Below are 15,789 nucleotides of genomic sequence, written 5' to 3'. Positions count from 1 at the left end.
ACCGGTCGGTATAGAACCCTTGACCGGGGCTGATCCTGTTTATATACCGTTCAGTATAGAACAGAGGAAAGCTCCCATGGCTCGAATGCCCGACAGGGTTCCCGGCCCGCGCTAGACGCGGGGCCCCGAACCTCCCTTTTTATCCAGCAGCCTGACTGAGGCCGACGCAGCGTCCCTGCGTCGAAGCCGCCGTCGCTGCTCGCTCTTCATCAGCCCGACCACCGCGAGCGCGCACGCTCGGGGAACGACGGCCTGCGCCCTTCGAAGGACATCACTCATGGCCTCTTTGCCCATCACCGCCTGGCCGACCGATCAGAGCCCGGTCGCTCCCGCCGCCAAGCCGCGGCTCGTCCCCGTCGAGACGGCGCTGCCTGCCGCGCCGGCGCGGCTGTCGGCGCTCGAATGGTCGGTGGTCGCATTGGCCGAGCGCGACACGATCGCCTCGCTGCGCGAGCCGGGCCGGATCGCCGCCGCGCTCGAAAGCCTGTTCGGAATCACCCGGCCCAACCGGCTTGCCAATCCGCGCCTCGAAGTGCTTCGCCGGGTCGCCGTCTTCGCTTGGCGGGAAGGCTGGAAGGTGCCCAAGAGCGAGCTGCAGGACTTCCTCGCCGAGGGGTTCACGCTCGACCAGTATGAGCTCATCCAGGCGAGCATCGCCGAGCGCGCGTCGGCAAGCCGTCGTCCGGGCCGCGGCCGATGAACGCGCCGTCGCATCCCACGATGGACGAGCATCCGATCCCCGCACGCCGCCCCGCCGGCCTGTCGCGGCTGAACGCCAAGCAGAAGCTCGCGCTCGGCATCGTCCCGCTTGCCTTGGTCGCGGGCATCGCGCTCGGGCGCCCCGGCGGTCCCGAGGCCAATGCCGCGCCGCCGCCGGTGACAGTCACGGCCGCGCAGCCGCTCGTCCGACAGGTCGCCGAGTGGGATGATTATTCGGGCCGGTTCGAAGCCAGCCGCTCGGTCGAGGTTCGCCCGCGAGTCTCGGGCGCGATCGTCGGGGTGCATTTCAAGGATGGCAGCTACGTCAGCAAGGGGCAGCTGCTCTTCACCATCGATCCGCGGCCCTTCACCGCCGCGCTTGCGGAAGCGCGCGCGGCGGTGGCGGGCGCGCGGAGCGAGCTGAGCCTCGCGCAGGCCGATCTGTCGCGGGCGCTCCGGCTGCTCGAGGCCGATGCGGTGTCGCGCAGCGACGTTGACCGGCTCCGCGCCCGGGTCCAGGCCGCGCAGGCGTCGCTGGCCGCCGCCGATGCGCGGGTCCGGTCGCGCCAGCTCGACGTCGGCTTCACGCAGGTCCGCGCGCCGATCAGCGGCCGCATCTCGGACCGGCGGATCGACGCCGGAAACCTGGTGCAGGGCGAGGGCGGGGGACAGGCGACCCTGCTCACCACCATCAACTCGCTTGATCCCATCTACTTCACCTTCGACGCGTCCGAGGCCTTGTTCCTCAAGGCCCGCCGCGCCCAGGAGAATGGCGAGGCGCCTAGCGAGGTGGTGATCCGTCTCCAGGACGAGACCGACTATCGCTGGCATGGCCGGCTCGACTTCACCGACAATGGCCTCGACACGAGGTCCGGGACGATCCGGCTCCGCGCGGTGATCGACAATGGCCGGCAGTTCCTGACCCCGGGCATGTTCGGTAACCTCCGCCTCGCCGCGGGGAGCGCGCGTGCCGCGCTGCTGGTGCCCGACGCGGCGGTCACGACCGACCAGGCCCGCAAGGTGGTGACGGTAGTGGCGCGCGACGGCAGCCTGGCGCCGCGCCCGGTGGTGACCGGTCCGCTGGTCGACGGCCTTCGGGTGATCCGCTCGGGGCTCGAGCCCAGCGATCGGATCGTCATCAGCGGCGCACAGCTCGCCATGCCCGGGATGAAGGTCGAGGTCCGCGCCGGCACGATCAGGGCCGCGGCGCCGCCGCCTTCGGCACCGTCATCCGCGCCGCCCGCCGGCTCGGCGACCTTCGCGACCCGCTAAGACCAACTCATCCAGCCGTCCGGCGCGCCTCCCGTGCCGGCGGGGAGAACAACCATGCGTCTGTCACGCTTCTTCATCACGCGCCCGATCTTCGCGGCGGTGATTGCCGTGCTGATCACCGTGATGGGCGCGATCGCCTATTTCGGCCTGCCGGTGTCGCAATATCCGGACATCGTCCCGCCGACGGTGACGGTCAACGCCAGCTATCCCGGCGCTTCGGCCGAGACCGTGTCCGAGACGGTCGCCGCGCCGATCGAGCAGGAGATCAACGGCGTCGACAACATGATCTACATGTCGTCGCAGTCGACCGGCGACGGGCGGCTGACGATCACCGTCACCTTCAAGCAGGGCACCGACCTCAACGCCGCGCAGGTGCTGGTCCAGAATCGCGTCGCGGTGGCGACTCCGCGCCTGCCGCAGGAAGTGCAGCGCCTCGGCGTCATCACCCGCAAGACCTCGCCCGACTTCCTGATGGTGGTGAACCTCGTGTCGCCCGACCGCTCGCTCAATCGGGGCTACATGTCCAATTATGCGCTGACCCAGGTCCGCGACCGGCTGGCGCGGCTCGACGGGGTCGGCGACGTGCAGCTGTTCGGCGCGCGTGACTATGCGATGCGGGTCTGGATCGATCCCGCCCGCGCTGCCGCGCTCAACCTCACCGCGGGCGAGATCGTCGCGGCGCTGCGTGCGCAGAACGTGCAGGTCGCCGCGGGCACGCTCGGCCAGCCGCCCTATGCGACCGGCGCGGCCTATCAGCTCAGCGTCGAGACGCAGGGCCGGCTCGCCGACCCGCAGCAGTTCGCCAACGTCATCATCCGCAGCGATTCCGACGGCCGCCAGGTGCGCGTGTCCGACGTCGCGCGGGTCGAGCTCGGCGCGGCCGACTATGCCTCCAACACCTATCTGTCGGGCGAGCCGACCGTGCTGCTCGGCGTGTTCCAGCGGCCGGGCTCGAACGCGCTGGCCGCGGCCGAGCTGGTCAAGAAGGAGATGGAGGCCGCGTCCAAGTCCTTCCCCAAGGGGCTCGAATATAAGGTCATCTACAATCCGACCGAATTCATCGCCCAGTCGATCGACGCGGTCGGCCAGACGCTGATCGAGGCGATCCTGCTGGTCGTGCTGGTGATCATCGTCTTCCTCCAGCGCTGGCGCGCGGCGGTGGTCCCGGTCATCGCCATTCCGGTCTCGCTGATCGGCACCTTCGCGGTGCTTCAGATGGTCGGCTATTCGCTCAACAACCTGTCGCTGTTCGGGCTGGTGCTGGCGATCGGGATCGTGGTCGACGACGCCATCGTCGTGGTCGAGAATGTCGAGCGCAACCTCGCCAAGGGAATGACCGCGCTCGAGGCTGCGCGGACGTCAATGGACGAGGTCGCGGGCGCGCTGGTCGCGATCGTGCTGGTGCTGTGCGCGGTGTTCCTGCCGACCCTGTTCCTCAACGGCCTGTCGGGCGCCTTCTACCACCAGTTTGCGGTGACGATCTCGGCCGCGACCCTGATCTCGCTCCTGCTGTCGCTGACGCTGTCGCCCGCGATGGCCGCGCTGCTGCTGAAGCCGCACGGGCACGAGCCGCCGGCCAATCGCGTTGCGGCGCTCGCGGCGCGTGCTGGCGACGCCTTCAACCGCATGTTCGAGCGTTTCAGCGACACCTATGCCCGGCTGACCCGCCGGCTTGTCGCCGCGCCCAAGCGGATGATGGCGGCCTATGCGGTGCTGATCGCGCTGACGGTGGGGCTGTTCTCGATCACTCCGACGGGCTTCATCCCGGCGCAGGACCAGGGCTATTTCCTGACCGTCATCCAGCTCCCGCCGGGCTCCTCGCTCGAGCGCACCGACGAGGTGATGCGCAAGGTCGCCGACCGGATCCTGCCGATCAAGGGCGTCGAGGGCGCGGTGATGCTGGCGGGATTCGACGGCGCGTCGCAGACGCAGGCGCCCAACGCCGCCGCGGCCTATGTTCCGCTGAAGTCGTTCGAGGAGCGCGAGAAGCTCGGGGTCAAGCTCGCCGACATCATGGCCGAGGCGCAGAAGCGCACCGCCGACATCAACGAGGCGCGCCTGCTGATCATCCCGCCGCCGCTCATCCAGGGCATCGGCTCGGCGGGCGGCTACCGGATGATTGTGCAGGACACGGCCGGGCACAGCTTCAAGGAATTGTCGGGCCTGTCGTGGAGCATCATCGGCAAGGCCAACCAGACGCCGGGCCTGAAGCAGGTCTACACCCTGTTCGACATTTCGACCCCGCGCGTCTTCGCCGACGTCGACCGGACCAAGGCCGACATGCTGGGCGTGCCGCCGGAACGGATCTTCGAGGCGCTCCAGGTCTATCTCGGCTCGGCTTTCGTCAACGACTTCAACCTGCTCGGCCGCACCTACCGGGTAACCGCGCAGGCGGAGGCCGACGCCCGTGCGAGCGAAGCCGACATCGCCAATCTGAAGGCCCGCTCCAATTCGGGCGCGATGGTGCCGATCGGTTCGGTCACGACCTTCGAGGACCGCACCGGCCCGTATCGCGTGTCGCGCTATAACGGCTTCCCCGCGGTGGAGATCGATGGCGACACCGCCCCGGGCTATTCGTCGGGCCAGTCGCTGAAGGCGCTGGAGGAGATTGCCGCGGCGCAGCTTCCGGCGGGCTTCCGGACCGAATGGACCGGCATTGCCTATCAGGAAAAGGCCGCGGGAAGCACCGCAACCCTGGTCTTCGCCCTTGCCGTGCTGTTCGTCTTCCTGGTGCTGGCGGCGCAGTTCGAAAGCCTGGTGCTGCCGCTGTCGATCATCCTGATCGTGCCGATGTGCCTGCTGGCGGCGATGGCGGGAGTGAACCTCCGCGGCATGGACAATAACGTCCTGACGCAGGTCGGACTGGTGGTGCTGATCGCGCTCGCGGCGAAGAACGCCATCCTGATCGTCGAGTTCGCGCAGCAGGACGAGGCCGCGGGCATGTCCCCGGTCGAGGCGGCGGTGCGCGCGGCGCGCGATCGCCTCCGTCCGATCCTGATGACGAGCTTCGCCTTCATCCTCGGCTCACTGCCGCTGCTGATCGCGGAAGGGGCGGGCGCCGAGCTTCGTCAGGCGCTCGGCACGGCGGTCTTCTTCGGGATGATCGGGGTGACCGCCTTCGGGCTCATCTTCACCCCCACTTTCTACGTCGTCTGCCGCGCGCTGGCCGAGCGGATCGGCCGCCTGCGCGGTGGCCGTGCCGCCGCCGCCCCGGCGCCGCTTCCCGCGGAATGAGGAGATTGACCATGATGAAGCGCTTGCTGCCGATCGCTGTCTCCGTCCTTGCCCTCGCGGCCTGCGCGAGCGGGCCCGACTATGCCGCGCGCCCGGTTTCGGCGACCGCTGCGGCGCCGTTCCTCGGGTCGGGCAGCCCGCTCGTCAGTACCGCCGCGCCGGCGGGGGACTGGTGGCGGCTCTACCGCGATCCGGTGCTCGACGGGCTGGTTGCCGACGCGCTCGCGGCCAACACCGACGTGCGGGTCGCGGTCGCCCGGCTGGAGCGGGCGCGGGCACTGGTGCGGCAGAGCCGCGCGACCCGCGAGCCGCAGGTCGGCGTGAGTGCGGGCGCGCAGGCCGGGCGTTCGCCGCAGGGGCAGGGGGGCGGCACCGACCTTCAGCTCGATGCGGGGCTGAGCGTCGCTTATGAAGTCGACCTCGCCGGGCGGCTTGCGCGCTCGGTGGAAGCCGCGCGGGGCGATGCCGCCGCGGCCGCCTTCGAGGCCGACGCGGTGCGCGTGCTGGTCGTGGCGGAAACCACCCGCGCCTATGCCGATGCCGCCGCTGCGGCCAAGAGGATCGCGGTCGCCACCCGCATCGTCGACTTGCTCGACCGCTCGCTTGGCCTGACCGAGCGGCGGCGCGTGGTCGGGCTCGCAACCGGCCTCGATACCGCGCGCATCGCCGCGCTGCGCGACCAGCGGCAGGCCGAAGTGCCCTTGCTCGAAGCCGAGCGCACGGCAGCGCTGCTGCGCCTCGCGACCCTGACCGGGCGCGCGCCGCGCGAGCTTCCGGCGGTGGCGGCGGCGCGGAGCGACACGCTGGCGCTGACGCAGCCGATCCCGGTCGGCGATGGCGCTGGCCTCCTCGCGCGGCGTCCCGACATTCGCGCGGCCGAGCGGCGCCTTGCCGCCGCCACCGCGCGCATCGGGGTCGCGACCGCCGATCTTTATCCGAGCATCTCGCTCGGCGGCTCGGTCGGGGGCAGCGGCACCAGTGTCTCCAACCTGTTCAATCCGCTGAGCTGGCTGGTCGGGCCGTTACTCAACTGGACGGTCAATCGCTCGGCGACACGCGCGCGGATCGAGGCAGCCGAAGCCGACAGCCGCGTCGCGCTGGCGCAGTTCGACGGAAGCGTCCTTGCGGCGCTGCAGGAGACCGAGACTGCGCTGTCGGCTTACCAGCGCGCTGAGCAGCGCCGGGCCGCGCTCAATTCGGCCCGGACTCAGGCGGAAGCCGTCGTGCGCCGCACCCGTGCACTCCAGCGCGAGGGTCAGATCAGCTCGCTCGAATTGCTCGATGCCGAGCGCACCTATGCCGATGCGGAAGCCGCCGTCGCCGAAAGCGATGCCCGGATCGTCACCGCGCAGATCGATCTGTTCCGCGCGCTTGGGGGCGGCTGGGAGTCCTGAGGCGGGCCGGTCACTCGCCGCGTGACGCCGCCGGGATCGCGAGCCGGTAGCCGATCGCGGGCTCGTTGATGATGAGCCTGGGTTCAGCGGGATTGTCCTCGAGCTTGAGGCGAAGGCCGCGGGCAGCGACGCGGAGATATTCGAGGTCGCGCTCGTGCGCCGGCCCCCAGACGGTGCGCAGCAGGTGGGCGTGGGTGATGACCTTGCCCGGCTGGCGCGCAAGCTCGGCGAGAAGCGCATATTCCTTCGGCCGGAGGTGTACTTCGCTTCCCGCTTTCGCCACCCGGCGGGCGTCGAGGTCGATGACGATGTCGCCAAGCGCGAGCGGTGCGGTGGTGGCGGCCTCGGCAGTGCGACGGCGAAGCGCCGAGCGGACCCGTGCCAGCACTTCCTCGCTGTCGAAGGGCTTGGTCACATAGTCGTCGGCGCCAAGGTCGAGCGCGGCGACCTTTTCGGCGGTCGCGTCGCGCGCGCTGATCACCAGCACCGCCACCTCGCGCTGGCGGAGCAAAGGGATGAGCTCGAGCCCGTCGCGGTCGGGCAGGCCGAGATCGAGCAGCACGAGGTCGGGCTTGTCGATGGCGAGGGCGGCAAGCGCGGCGCGGGCATCGGGGGCTTCGACCACCGCATGGTCGCCGCGTTGCAGCGCGCCGCGCAGAAGCCGGCGGATCGCCGCTTCGTCATCGACGACGAGGATCTTGCCGCTCATGGCATTTCTCCGCGCAGGATATGGCTTTCGGGAAAGCGGATGGTGAAGATCGCGCCGCTGCGGTCGGTGCGATTGGCGGCGGCGACGTCGAGCCCCATCGCCAGCGCGAACCCGCGGACGATGGCAAGACCGAGTCCGGTGCCGCCGACCTTGTCCGAGCCTTCGAGCCGGGCGAAGGTCTCGAACACGCGCTGCTCGGCACCGGCGGGAAGGCCCGGCCCTTCGTCGAGTACCTCGAGCCGCAGTTCGCCCGGGAGACGCCGGCCGCACAAGGTGATGACGCTGCCCGGCGGGCTGAATTTGGCGGCATTCTCGATGAGGTTGACGAGGCACTGGTGAAGCAGCCGTTCGTCGGCGCGCACCAGGGCGAGGTCGGGGGCGACGGCGAGCGTCAGCCGATGGTCGGACAGGCTTGCGCGAAGGTCGGCGGCGGCGCTCGCGACCGCGTCGGTGAGGTCGACCGCGTCCATCCTGAGGTCGATGGTGCCGCTTTCGACCCGGACCATCTCGAGCAGGTTGGCGACGAAGCGATTGAGGCGCAGCGCCTCGGCCTCGATCAATGCCGTCTCGCTCCCGCCGTGGCGCTGCTTCAGTTCGGCGGCGGTGGCGAGGATGGTGGTGAGCGGGGTGCGCAGGTCATGGCTGACCGAGGAGAGGAGGGCGGCGCGGAGGCGGTCGCGTTCCTGGAGCTTGCCGACTTCGGCCATGTCCTCCTCGAGCATAACCCGCTGGAGCGCGAGCCCGGCCTGATCGAGCAGGCTGACGAGCAGTTGATGCTGGTCAGGCCGCAGCACGTCGCCGCCGACGCCGCGGGTGAGGCCGAGCACGGCCAAGGTCCGCCCGGCGGACGAGACCGGATGGAAGCGCCAGTCCGACGCGGTCAGCGTTCCGGTCCCGCTGCCGGCGGGTTCCCCATGGTCGAGCGTCCATTCGGCCGCGGCGGCGTCGATCATGTCGAGCGCGCGCATGTTTGGCTCGCCGGCGGTGACCGCGAGCTGGCCGTCGACGCGCTCGACGAACAGCGTGTCGAGGTCGAGCAGGCGCGCGCTCTCGCGGGTCAAGACGGCGCCGAGTTGGGCGCGGGTGGTTATGGCGGTGAGATGGCGTGAGAAGCCCGCGAGCGCGCTATTCTGTGCGGCGCTGCGCTGCGCGATCGTCGCCTGGGCGCGGACCCGCGCCGCCTGCTGGCTGGCGAAGATGGCGACCGCGAGCAAAGCGATGAAGGTCAGGACGTTTTCGGGGTCCTGGATGGTCAGCGTGTAGAGCGGCTCGAGGAAGAAGAAGTTGTACGACAGGCCGCTCGCGATGCCGGTGACGATCCCCGCGCGAAGGCCGAAGCGGGCGGCGGCGAACAGCACCGGCACGAGGAACAGGAGCGCGAGATTGGTGAGCTGCGAGCTGGCGTTGATCAGCCGCCCGGCAAGCGTGACGAGCGCGACCAGGCCGAAGGCGGCGAGATAGCCGCCTGGCGGGCCCCAGAGGGAGCGGGTGGGGGGCGCGGCGCGCGGTTGCGGCGTGGCGGTGCCGAGCGGAAGGACATGGACCGCAATGTCGGGCGTGTCGCGGACCAGCCGGTCGACGACCGAGCCGTGGCGAAGCTCGAACCAGCGTGAGCGGTTGCTCTTGCCGAGGACGATCTGGGTGGTGCGGGCTTGCGCGGCGAAGCGGCGGACGCCTTCGGTGACGCTTTCGGCGGGAATGGAAACGGTCTCGGCGCCGAGCTGGCTGGCGAGCTGGAGCGTGGCGGCGAGGCGCTTGCGGGTCGCGTCGTCGAAGCCGGCCGAGCGCGGGGTCTCGACGTGCAGCGCGACCCATGGCGCGCGCAGCGCGTCGGCGAGGCGCTTGGCGGCACGGACCAGTCCGTCGCTTCCGGGAAGCTCGCTGATCGCGACCAGCACGCGCTCTCCCGCGGCCCAGTTGCCCCCCAGCCCGGCGGCGGCGACGTCGGTGAGGATGTCGCGGTCGACCCGCTGCGCGGCCTGGCGAAGCGCAAGTTCGCGAAGGGCCGAGAGGTTGGAGCGCGAGAAGAAATGGCCGAGCGCGCGCGAGGCTTCGTCTGGGACATAGACCTTCCCGTCGCGCAATCGCTGGATCAGTTCGTCGGGCGGAAGGTCGACCACCTCGAGCTCGGCGCCGTCGAGCAGATGGTCGGGAACAGTCTCGCGCACCCGCACCTTGGTGAAGGAAGCGACGACGTCGTTGAGGCTTTCGAGGTGCTGGATGTTGACGGTGGTGTGGACGTCGATGCCGGCGTCGAGCAGCTCCTCGACATCCTGGTAGCGCTTGGGGTGACGGCTGGAGGGTGCGTTGCTGTGGGCAAGCTCGTCGACCAGCACGAGGCGCGGGGCCCGAGCGAGGATGGCGTCGAGGTCCATCTCGGCGAGCGGCCGGCCCTGATGCTCGACCGTGCGCCGGGCGATGAGCTCGAAGCCATCGACCAGCGCGGCGGTCTCGGCCCGGCCGTGGGTCTCGATGAGGCCGATGACGACGTCGACGCCGGCGCGGCGAAGGCCGGCGGCGTCGGACAGCATCTCGTAGGTCTTGCCGACCCCGGGCGAGGCGCCGAGGTAGATCTTGAGCCGGCCGCGCCCCTCCTTGCGCGCCTGGCTCAGCAGCGCGTCGGGGGAGGGACGGGGCGGCTCGGCAGCGGTCACGGGCGTGTCTGTGCCGCCATGCGATCGACTTGTCGATTGAGCGCTAGGACGTTGACCCGGGGTTCGCCGAACAGGCCGGCGACGGGCGCTTCGACCGAGCGGGTTACAAGCGCGCCGAGGGCGGGCTCGGAAAGACCGCGCGCGGCCGCGACCCGGCGCACCTGCGCAAAGGCATTGGCGGGCGAGATATGGGGGTCGAGGCCCGAGCCGCTCGCGGTGGCGAGGTCGGCGGGGATGGCGCCGGCCACGCCCTCGGCTCGGGCGGCGGCGACGCGTTCGCCGATGTTGGTCGCAAGCGCGGCCGAGGTCGGGCCGAGGTTCGAGCCCGACGAGGCCGCGGCGTCATAGCCATCTCCGGCAGCCGAGGGACGGCCGTGGAAATAGCCGGGACTGGTGAACGACTGGCCGACGAGGGACGAGCCGACCACCCGGTCGCCGTCGCGGACGAGGCTGCCATTGGCGGCGGCGGGGAAGGCCAGCTGCGCCGCCCCCGTGATCGCCAGCGGATAGAGGAGTCCGGTCAGCCCGGTGAGAAGCAGGAGCAGGACAAGGGCGGGGCGAAGCGCGCCGCGGATATCGGAAAGCATCGTTGTTTCCTTCGTTCAGGCGAGGTGGAGGCCGGTGACGGCAAGATCGATGAGCTTGATCCCGACGAAGGGGGCGACCAGCCCGCCGAGGCCGTAGACCGCGAGGTTGCGGCGGAGGATGTCGCCGGCGGGCGCCGGGCGATAGCGGACGCCCTTCAGCGCCAGCGGGACCAGCAAGGGAATGATCAGCGCGTTGAAGATGATCGCGCTGAGGATCGCGCTTTCGCTCGAACCCAGCCGCATCACGTTGAGGACGCCGAGCGACGGATAGAGCACCACGAAGATCGCCGGGATGATCGCGAAATATTTGGCGACGTCGTTGGCGATCGAGAAGGTGGTCAGCGCGCCTCTCGTCATCAGCAATTGCTTGCCGAGCCCGACGACCTCGATGAGCTTGGTGGGGTCGCTGTCGAGGTCGACCATGTTGCCGGCCTCGCGCGCGGCCTGTGTGCCGGTGTTCATCGCGATCCCGACGTCGGACTGGGCGAGGGCGGGAGCGTCGTTGGTACCGTCGCCGCACATGGCGACGAGGCGGCCCCCTTCCTGCTCCTTGCGGATCAGCGCGAGCTTGTCCTCGGGCGTCGCCTCGGCGAGGAAGTCGTCGACCCCGGCCTCGGCAGCGATCGAAGCGGCGGTGAGTGGGTTGTCGCCGGTGATCATGACTGTGCGGATGCCCATCCGGCGAAGCTCGACGAAGCGCTCGCGCATGCCGGCCTTGATCACGTCCTTGAGGTGGAGCGCGCCGAGCAGCTGGCCGTTTTCGGCAACGGCGAGCGGCGTGCCGCCGGCGCGCGCGATCTCGTCGGTGATGCGGGTGAGTTCGGCGGCGCGGGCGCCCTCCCTGCCGCCGCAGGCGCGGAGCAGGCTGTCGACCGCGCCCTTCTGGATTAGCCGCTCGCCGAGCCGGACGCCGCTGAGGCGGGTCTGCGCGGTGAAGGGGATGATCTCGGCATCGGCGGGGAGCGGCTGCTCGCCGACCGAATATCGCTCGCGGGCGAGGACCACGACCGAGCGACCCTCAGGTGTCTCGTCTGCGAGGCTGGCGAGATAGGCCGCTTCGGCCAGTTGCGCCTCGCCAATCTGCGACAGGGCCCGGAATTCGGTCGCGTGGCGGTCGCCGATGGTGATGGTTCCGGTCTTGTCGAGCAGCAGCACGTCGACGTCGCCCGCGGCCTCGACCGCGCGGCCCGACTTGGCGAGCACGTTGAAGCGCACCAGCCGGTCCATGCCCGCGATCCCGATCGCCGAGAGGAGCGCGGCGATGGTGGTCGGAATGAGGGTGATGAGGAGCGCGGCGAGCAGCGGCACGCCGATCGCGCCCCCGCTGTAGGCCGCAAGGCCGGGGACGGTGCTGACCGCGATCAGGAAGATGATGGTCAGCCCGACGAGGAGGATGGTGAGCGCGATCTCGTTCGGGGTCTTCTGGCGCGAGGCACCTTCGACCAGCGCGATCATTCGGTCGAGGAAGCCGTGGCCGGCTTCCTGCGTGACGCGGACCTTGATCCAGTCGGAAATGACCCGCGTGCCCGCAGTCACCGCCGAGCGGTCGCCGCCGGCTTCGCGGATGACGGGCGCGCTCTCGCCGGTGATGGCGGCCTCGTTGACCGAGGCGACCCCGGCGACGACTTCGCCGTCGGCGGGGATGAGGTCGCCCGCCTCGACCAGCACGATCTCGTCGACCAGCAGCTGGCCGGCGGGGATCCGGTCATAGGTGTCGCCGACGCCGAGCAGGCGCTTGGCCCAGAGCTGCGACTTGGTGTCGCGGAGCGATTCCGCCTGAGCCTTGCCGCGTCCCTCGGCCAGCGCCTCGGCGAAGTTGCCGAAGAGGACGGTGAGCCACAGCCATATCACCAGCTGGACCTGGAAGCCGAGGCTTCCGACCCCGTGGCCGGCGACCAGCAGGACGGTGAGGAGAAGAGCGACGACGCCGGTGGTGAACATCACCGGATTGCGGACGAGCTGGCGCGGGTCGAGCTTGCGGAAGCTTTCGCCGATCGCCGGCACCACCAGGGCGGCGGAGAAGATCGAGGAGTGCGATTGTTCGTGACGGGTCATGTCCGTCGTTCCTTCAGAAGGTCTGGCCGGAGATCATCGCGAGATGATCGGTGATGGGGCCGAGCACGAGGCTGGGCAGGAAGGTTAGGCCGCCGAGAACGACGATCAGTCCGGCAAGGAGGCTCACCCAGAGCGGGCCGGTGGTCGGGAAGCTGCCCGCGCCTTCGGGGGTGACCTTCTTGGCGGCGAGGCTGCCGGCGATGGCGAGCACGGGGACGATCACGGCGAAGCGGCCAACCAGCATGGCAATGGCGAGGCTGTAGGCCCACCAGTCGTCGGTGGCGGTCAGCCCGCCGAAGGCCGAACCATTGTTGGCGACCGCCGAACTGTAGGCATAAAGCGCTTCGGTGAGGCCATGGGGTCCGGCCTCCTGGAGACCGGCGAGCCCTGCGGGAAGGACAAGGGCGCTCGCGGTCAGGCCGAGGATGAAGAGCGGCAGGATGGCGATGGCGATGACCGCCAGCTTCACCTCGCGCGCCTCGATCTTCTTGCCGACATATTCGGGCGTGCGGCCGACCATCAGCCCGGCGATGAAGATGCCGAGAATGACGTAGAGCAGCATTCCGTAAAGGCCCGCGCCGACCCCGCCGACGATCACTTCGCCAAGCTGCATGTTGAACAGGGGCACGAGCCCGCCGAGGGCGGTGAAGCTGTCATGCATGGCGTTGACCGCGCCGCAGCTGGCCGAGGTGGTGACGCTGGCGAAGAGCGCGCTGGCGGCGATCCCGAAGCGGACCTCCTTGCCTTCCATGTTGCCGAAGGCTGGGTCGAGCCCGGCCGCGGCGTGGATCGGATTGCCGCCCGCTTCGGCGATGTAAGTCACGCTGGTGAGGCCGGCGAAGAGCAGCATCATCGCGGTCAGGATCGCCCAACCCTGGCGGGTGTTACCGACCGCCTTGCCGAAGCACCAGGTGAGGCCCGCGCCCAGCGCGAAGATGCTCAGCATCTGGAGGAAATTGGTGAGCGCGCCCGGGTTCTCGAGCGGATGCGCACTGTTCGCGTTGAAGAAGCCGCCACCATTGGTGCCGAGCATCTTGATCGCTTCCTGGCTCGCGACCGGTCCGAGCGCGATCGTCTGGCGCGCGCCCTCGAGCGTGGTGGCGATCGCCGAGCCGGCGAAGGTCTGCGGAACGCCGAGCGCGACCAGCAGAAGGGCGTAGAGGATGCAGGCCGGAAGCAGCAGGTAGAGTGTCACCCGGACGAGGTCGTTCCAGAAGTTGCCGAGCGCCTTGCTCTCGCGCCGCGCGAAGCCGCGGATGAGCGCGAAGGCGACCGCGATTCCGGTCGCGGCGGAAAGGAAGTTCTGCACCGTCAGCCCGAGCATCTGGGTGAGGTTCGACATGGTCGCCTCGCCCGCATAGCTCTGCCAGTTGGTGTTGGTGACGAAGCTGACGGCGGTGTTGACGGCAATGCCGAAGGAGACGCCGCCAAAGCCCTGCGGATTGAGCGGGAGCGCGCCCTGCGCAAGCTGGAGCAGCAGCAGGAGAAGCGCCCCGCACAGGTTGAAGGCGAGGAGGTGGACGGCATAGGCGCGCCAGCCCTGTTCGGTCCGGGTCGCTGTCCCGCCGGCCCGGGCCAGCAACCGCTCGACCGGGGCGAGGAAGGCGAGCGGCCGGGGCGTTCGGCCCTCATAGACCGCGAACAGCCATGGCCCGAACAGGCGCGCCATGCCGAAGGTCGCTGCGATGAAGCCGGCGATCAGCAGCCAGCCGGCGAAAGTGGTATGCGCCACGACGGCGTCTCCTTTTAGAAACGTTCGGGTCGCAGCAGCGCGACGACGAGATAGGCGAGGAGGCCGAGCACGGTCAGCGCGCCGAGCCACAGGTCGAGGCCGGCCATCAGAAGCTCGCGCCCAGCGACAGCACGACCGCGCTGTCGACGATCGACCGCGTCGCGCCCGCGGCCACGGCGTCGCGGCGGCCGATGTCGGTGTCGACATAGGCGATGCCCGCGGTGAGATTGCGCCAGCTCGCCTGCGCGCCGAGCGACCAGTCGAGATAGTCGCCGCCAGGAGTGAGCGTGGTGCGGCCCCTGGACCAGCCGACATGGCTGGTGAGGGTGAGCGGGGTGCCCTTCAGCGGCAGGCTGTTGTCGTTGAAGAAATAGATGTTGCTGTTACCCCCGATCGCATCCTGCGCCGGGGCGAAGGCGGCGCCGACCTTGGCGGTGGCGGGGCCGACCGGGAGGCTGAGGTTGGCATAGGGCTCGAAGAATTCGAACTTCCCGCCCTTGCTCCCCGGGTAGGCATAATAAAGGAGGCCGGCATCCAGCGTCGCCTTGCCCAGCGGCGCCTTGTAGCCCGCGTAGAGGTCGAGCTCGAGATTGGAGCCGCCGAGCTCGCCGAAGCCGTCGAGGCTCGAGGCCCAGGCGCCGGCATAGGCGCCGCTTTCATGACTGAGGTTGAGCGTGCCCTGCAGCGCGGGCTTCTTGTCCGACAGGCCGATGCCGCGAAAGCGATACTGGCTGACGAGAGTGGTCCCGCCGCTGACCGTCAGTGGACCTCGCGCTTCCGCGGCGGCGGCACGAAGAGGGAAGGCGGCCGCGAGGATGGCGGCGGTGGTAAGCAGATCGAAAACGCGCATGACAAACTCCGCGGGTCGAAATCCCGTCGGAGCGCGAGGTGGCGCGGGGGTGCGTTACAATGCCATGCGAAGCCGGAGCCCGGCCGTAAAAGTTTCGTGAAAGCCCGGTCTTCGGTGCGGAAATGACATTGCTCTTAACCAGATGGGAAGGAGGAGGGCCTAGGAACGGCGGCTGACATTGTCGTCGGGAGGTTGCGTTGCGGGCATTCGGGCTCTTGTTGCCGTTGGTGGCCGCTGCCGCCGTCACTTCGCCGGCCGCCGCCGCGCCAGGCGAGGTCGACCTTTCGCTTGCCGCCGACGTCAAATCCTTCTGCCGGATCGACGCGCCCGCGCCGCGCCTTGGCGAGGATGGGGCGATCGGCCTCGTCGCCGAGGTCTGCAATACGCCGGGCGGCTATCGCGTCCGGGCGAGCTTCACCAATCTATCGCAGGGCATCGTGCTCGCGGGCAGTGAGCGCGCGGCGATCGACGAGACCGGAGCGGCGACCTTCACCACCCTGGGACCGCGGCGCCAGCAGCGTTACTGGTCAGTCGAGTCCGCCCGGCAGCTCGATCGCGGCCGGCCGGTGCTGGTGCATCTGTCGGTCATGCCGCTCTAGGAAG

Annotated in this window: 12 protein-coding genes; 5 read left to right on the top strand and 7 right to left on the bottom strand. The window is 69.7% G+C overall.

What is annotated here, in order from left to right:
- Positions 1 to 277: 277 nt before the first annotated feature.
- Genes AC4GYU_RS10445 through AC4GYU_RS10430 form a run of 4 tightly spaced genes read left to right on the top strand, consistent with a single transcriptional unit; the run spans position 278 to position 6,599 of the window.
- Positions 278 to 700: a hypothetical protein gene (locus tag AC4GYU_RS10445; RefSeq protein WP_491086819.1), complete on the top strand. Its 423-nt coding sequence runs from the start codon at positions 278 to 280 to the stop codon at positions 698 to 700.
- The gene (locus AC4GYU_RS10440; protein ID WP_491086818.1) at positions 697 to 1,971 is read left to right on the top strand and encodes an efflux RND transporter periplasmic adaptor subunit; all 1,275 of its coding nucleotides are present in this window, start codon (positions 697 to 699) and stop codon (positions 1,969 to 1,971) included. The genes AC4GYU_RS10445 and AC4GYU_RS10440 overlap by 4 nt, the downstream gene beginning before the upstream one ends.
- A gap of 54 nt (positions 1,972 to 2,025) precedes the next feature.
- Entirely contained in the window at positions 2,026 to 5,205 is a 3,180-nt protein-coding gene (locus AC4GYU_RS10435) for an efflux RND transporter permease subunit (protein ID WP_491086817.1), read from the top strand.
- Positions 5,206 to 5,216: 11 nt separating this feature from the next.
- Entirely contained in the window at positions 5,217 to 6,599 is a 1,383-nt protein-coding gene (locus AC4GYU_RS10430; protein WP_491086816.1) for an efflux transporter outer membrane subunit, read from the top strand.
- Positions 6,600 to 6,609: 10 nt separating this feature from the next.
- On the opposite strand, the gene AC4GYU_RS10425 is transcribed toward AC4GYU_RS10430, so the two are convergent.
- From AC4GYU_RS10425 to AC4GYU_RS10395, 7 genes are read right to left on the bottom strand one after another with little or no spacing between them, the layout of a single operon-like run.
- The gene (locus AC4GYU_RS10425; RefSeq protein ID WP_491086815.1) at positions 6,610 to 7,308 is read right to left on the bottom strand and encodes a response regulator; all 699 of its coding nucleotides are present in this window, start codon (positions 7,306 to 7,308) and stop codon (positions 6,610 to 6,612) included.
- On the bottom strand, positions 7,305 to 9,962 hold the full coding sequence (locus AC4GYU_RS10420; protein WP_491086814.1) for a DUF4118 domain-containing protein: 2,658 nt from the start codon (positions 9,960 to 9,962) through the stop codon (positions 7,305 to 7,307). The genes AC4GYU_RS10425 and AC4GYU_RS10420 overlap by 4 nt, the downstream gene beginning before the upstream one ends.
- Positions 9,959 to 10,549 carry a potassium-transporting ATPase subunit KdpC gene (kdpC, locus tag AC4GYU_RS10415; protein WP_491086813.1) on the bottom strand — a complete coding sequence of 197 codons (591 nt, stop codon included), beginning with the start codon at positions 10,547 to 10,549 and terminating at the stop codon, positions 9,959 to 9,961. Before kdpC ends, AC4GYU_RS10420 begins: the two co-directional genes overlap by 4 nt.
- 15 nt (positions 10,550 to 10,564) lie before the next feature.
- Positions 10,565 to 12,604 (bottom strand): potassium-transporting ATPase subunit KdpB, encoded by a 2,040-nt coding sequence (gene kdpB, locus AC4GYU_RS10410; RefSeq protein ID WP_491086812.1) that lies wholly within the window; start codon positions 12,602 to 12,604, stop codon positions 10,565 to 10,567.
- A 13-nt stretch (positions 12,605 to 12,617) separates the two neighbouring features.
- Complete coding sequence (gene kdpA, locus AC4GYU_RS10405; protein WP_491086811.1) at positions 12,618 to 14,336, bottom strand: potassium-transporting ATPase subunit KdpA; 1,719 nt, start codon at positions 14,334 to 14,336, stop codon at positions 12,618 to 12,620.
- Between the two features lie 14 nt (positions 14,337 to 14,350).
- Positions 14,351 to 14,443 (bottom strand): K(+)-transporting ATPase subunit F, encoded by a 93-nt coding sequence (kdpF, locus tag AC4GYU_RS10400; protein WP_491086810.1) that lies wholly within the window; start codon positions 14,441 to 14,443, stop codon positions 14,351 to 14,353.
- Positions 14,443 to 15,186, bottom strand: coding sequence for a TorF family putative porin (locus AC4GYU_RS10395; RefSeq protein WP_491086809.1), 744 nt, complete (start codon positions 15,184 to 15,186; stop codon positions 14,443 to 14,445). Before AC4GYU_RS10395 ends, kdpF begins: the two co-directional genes overlap by 1 nt.
- Before the next feature lie 227 nt (positions 15,187 to 15,413).
- Between AC4GYU_RS10395 and AC4GYU_RS10390 the strand changes: the two genes are divergently transcribed.
- On the top strand, positions 15,414 to 15,785 hold the full coding sequence (locus tag AC4GYU_RS10390) for a hypothetical protein (protein WP_491086808.1): 372 nt from the start codon (positions 15,414 to 15,416) through the stop codon (positions 15,783 to 15,785).
- The last annotated feature ends 4 nt before the right edge of the window (positions 15,786 to 15,789 follow it).

This window comes from Sphingomonas sp. SP2 (assembly GCF_058313385.1).
Note: the sequence above shows the minus strand (reverse complement) of the source record. Positions and strands in the feature narration are given on the sequence as shown.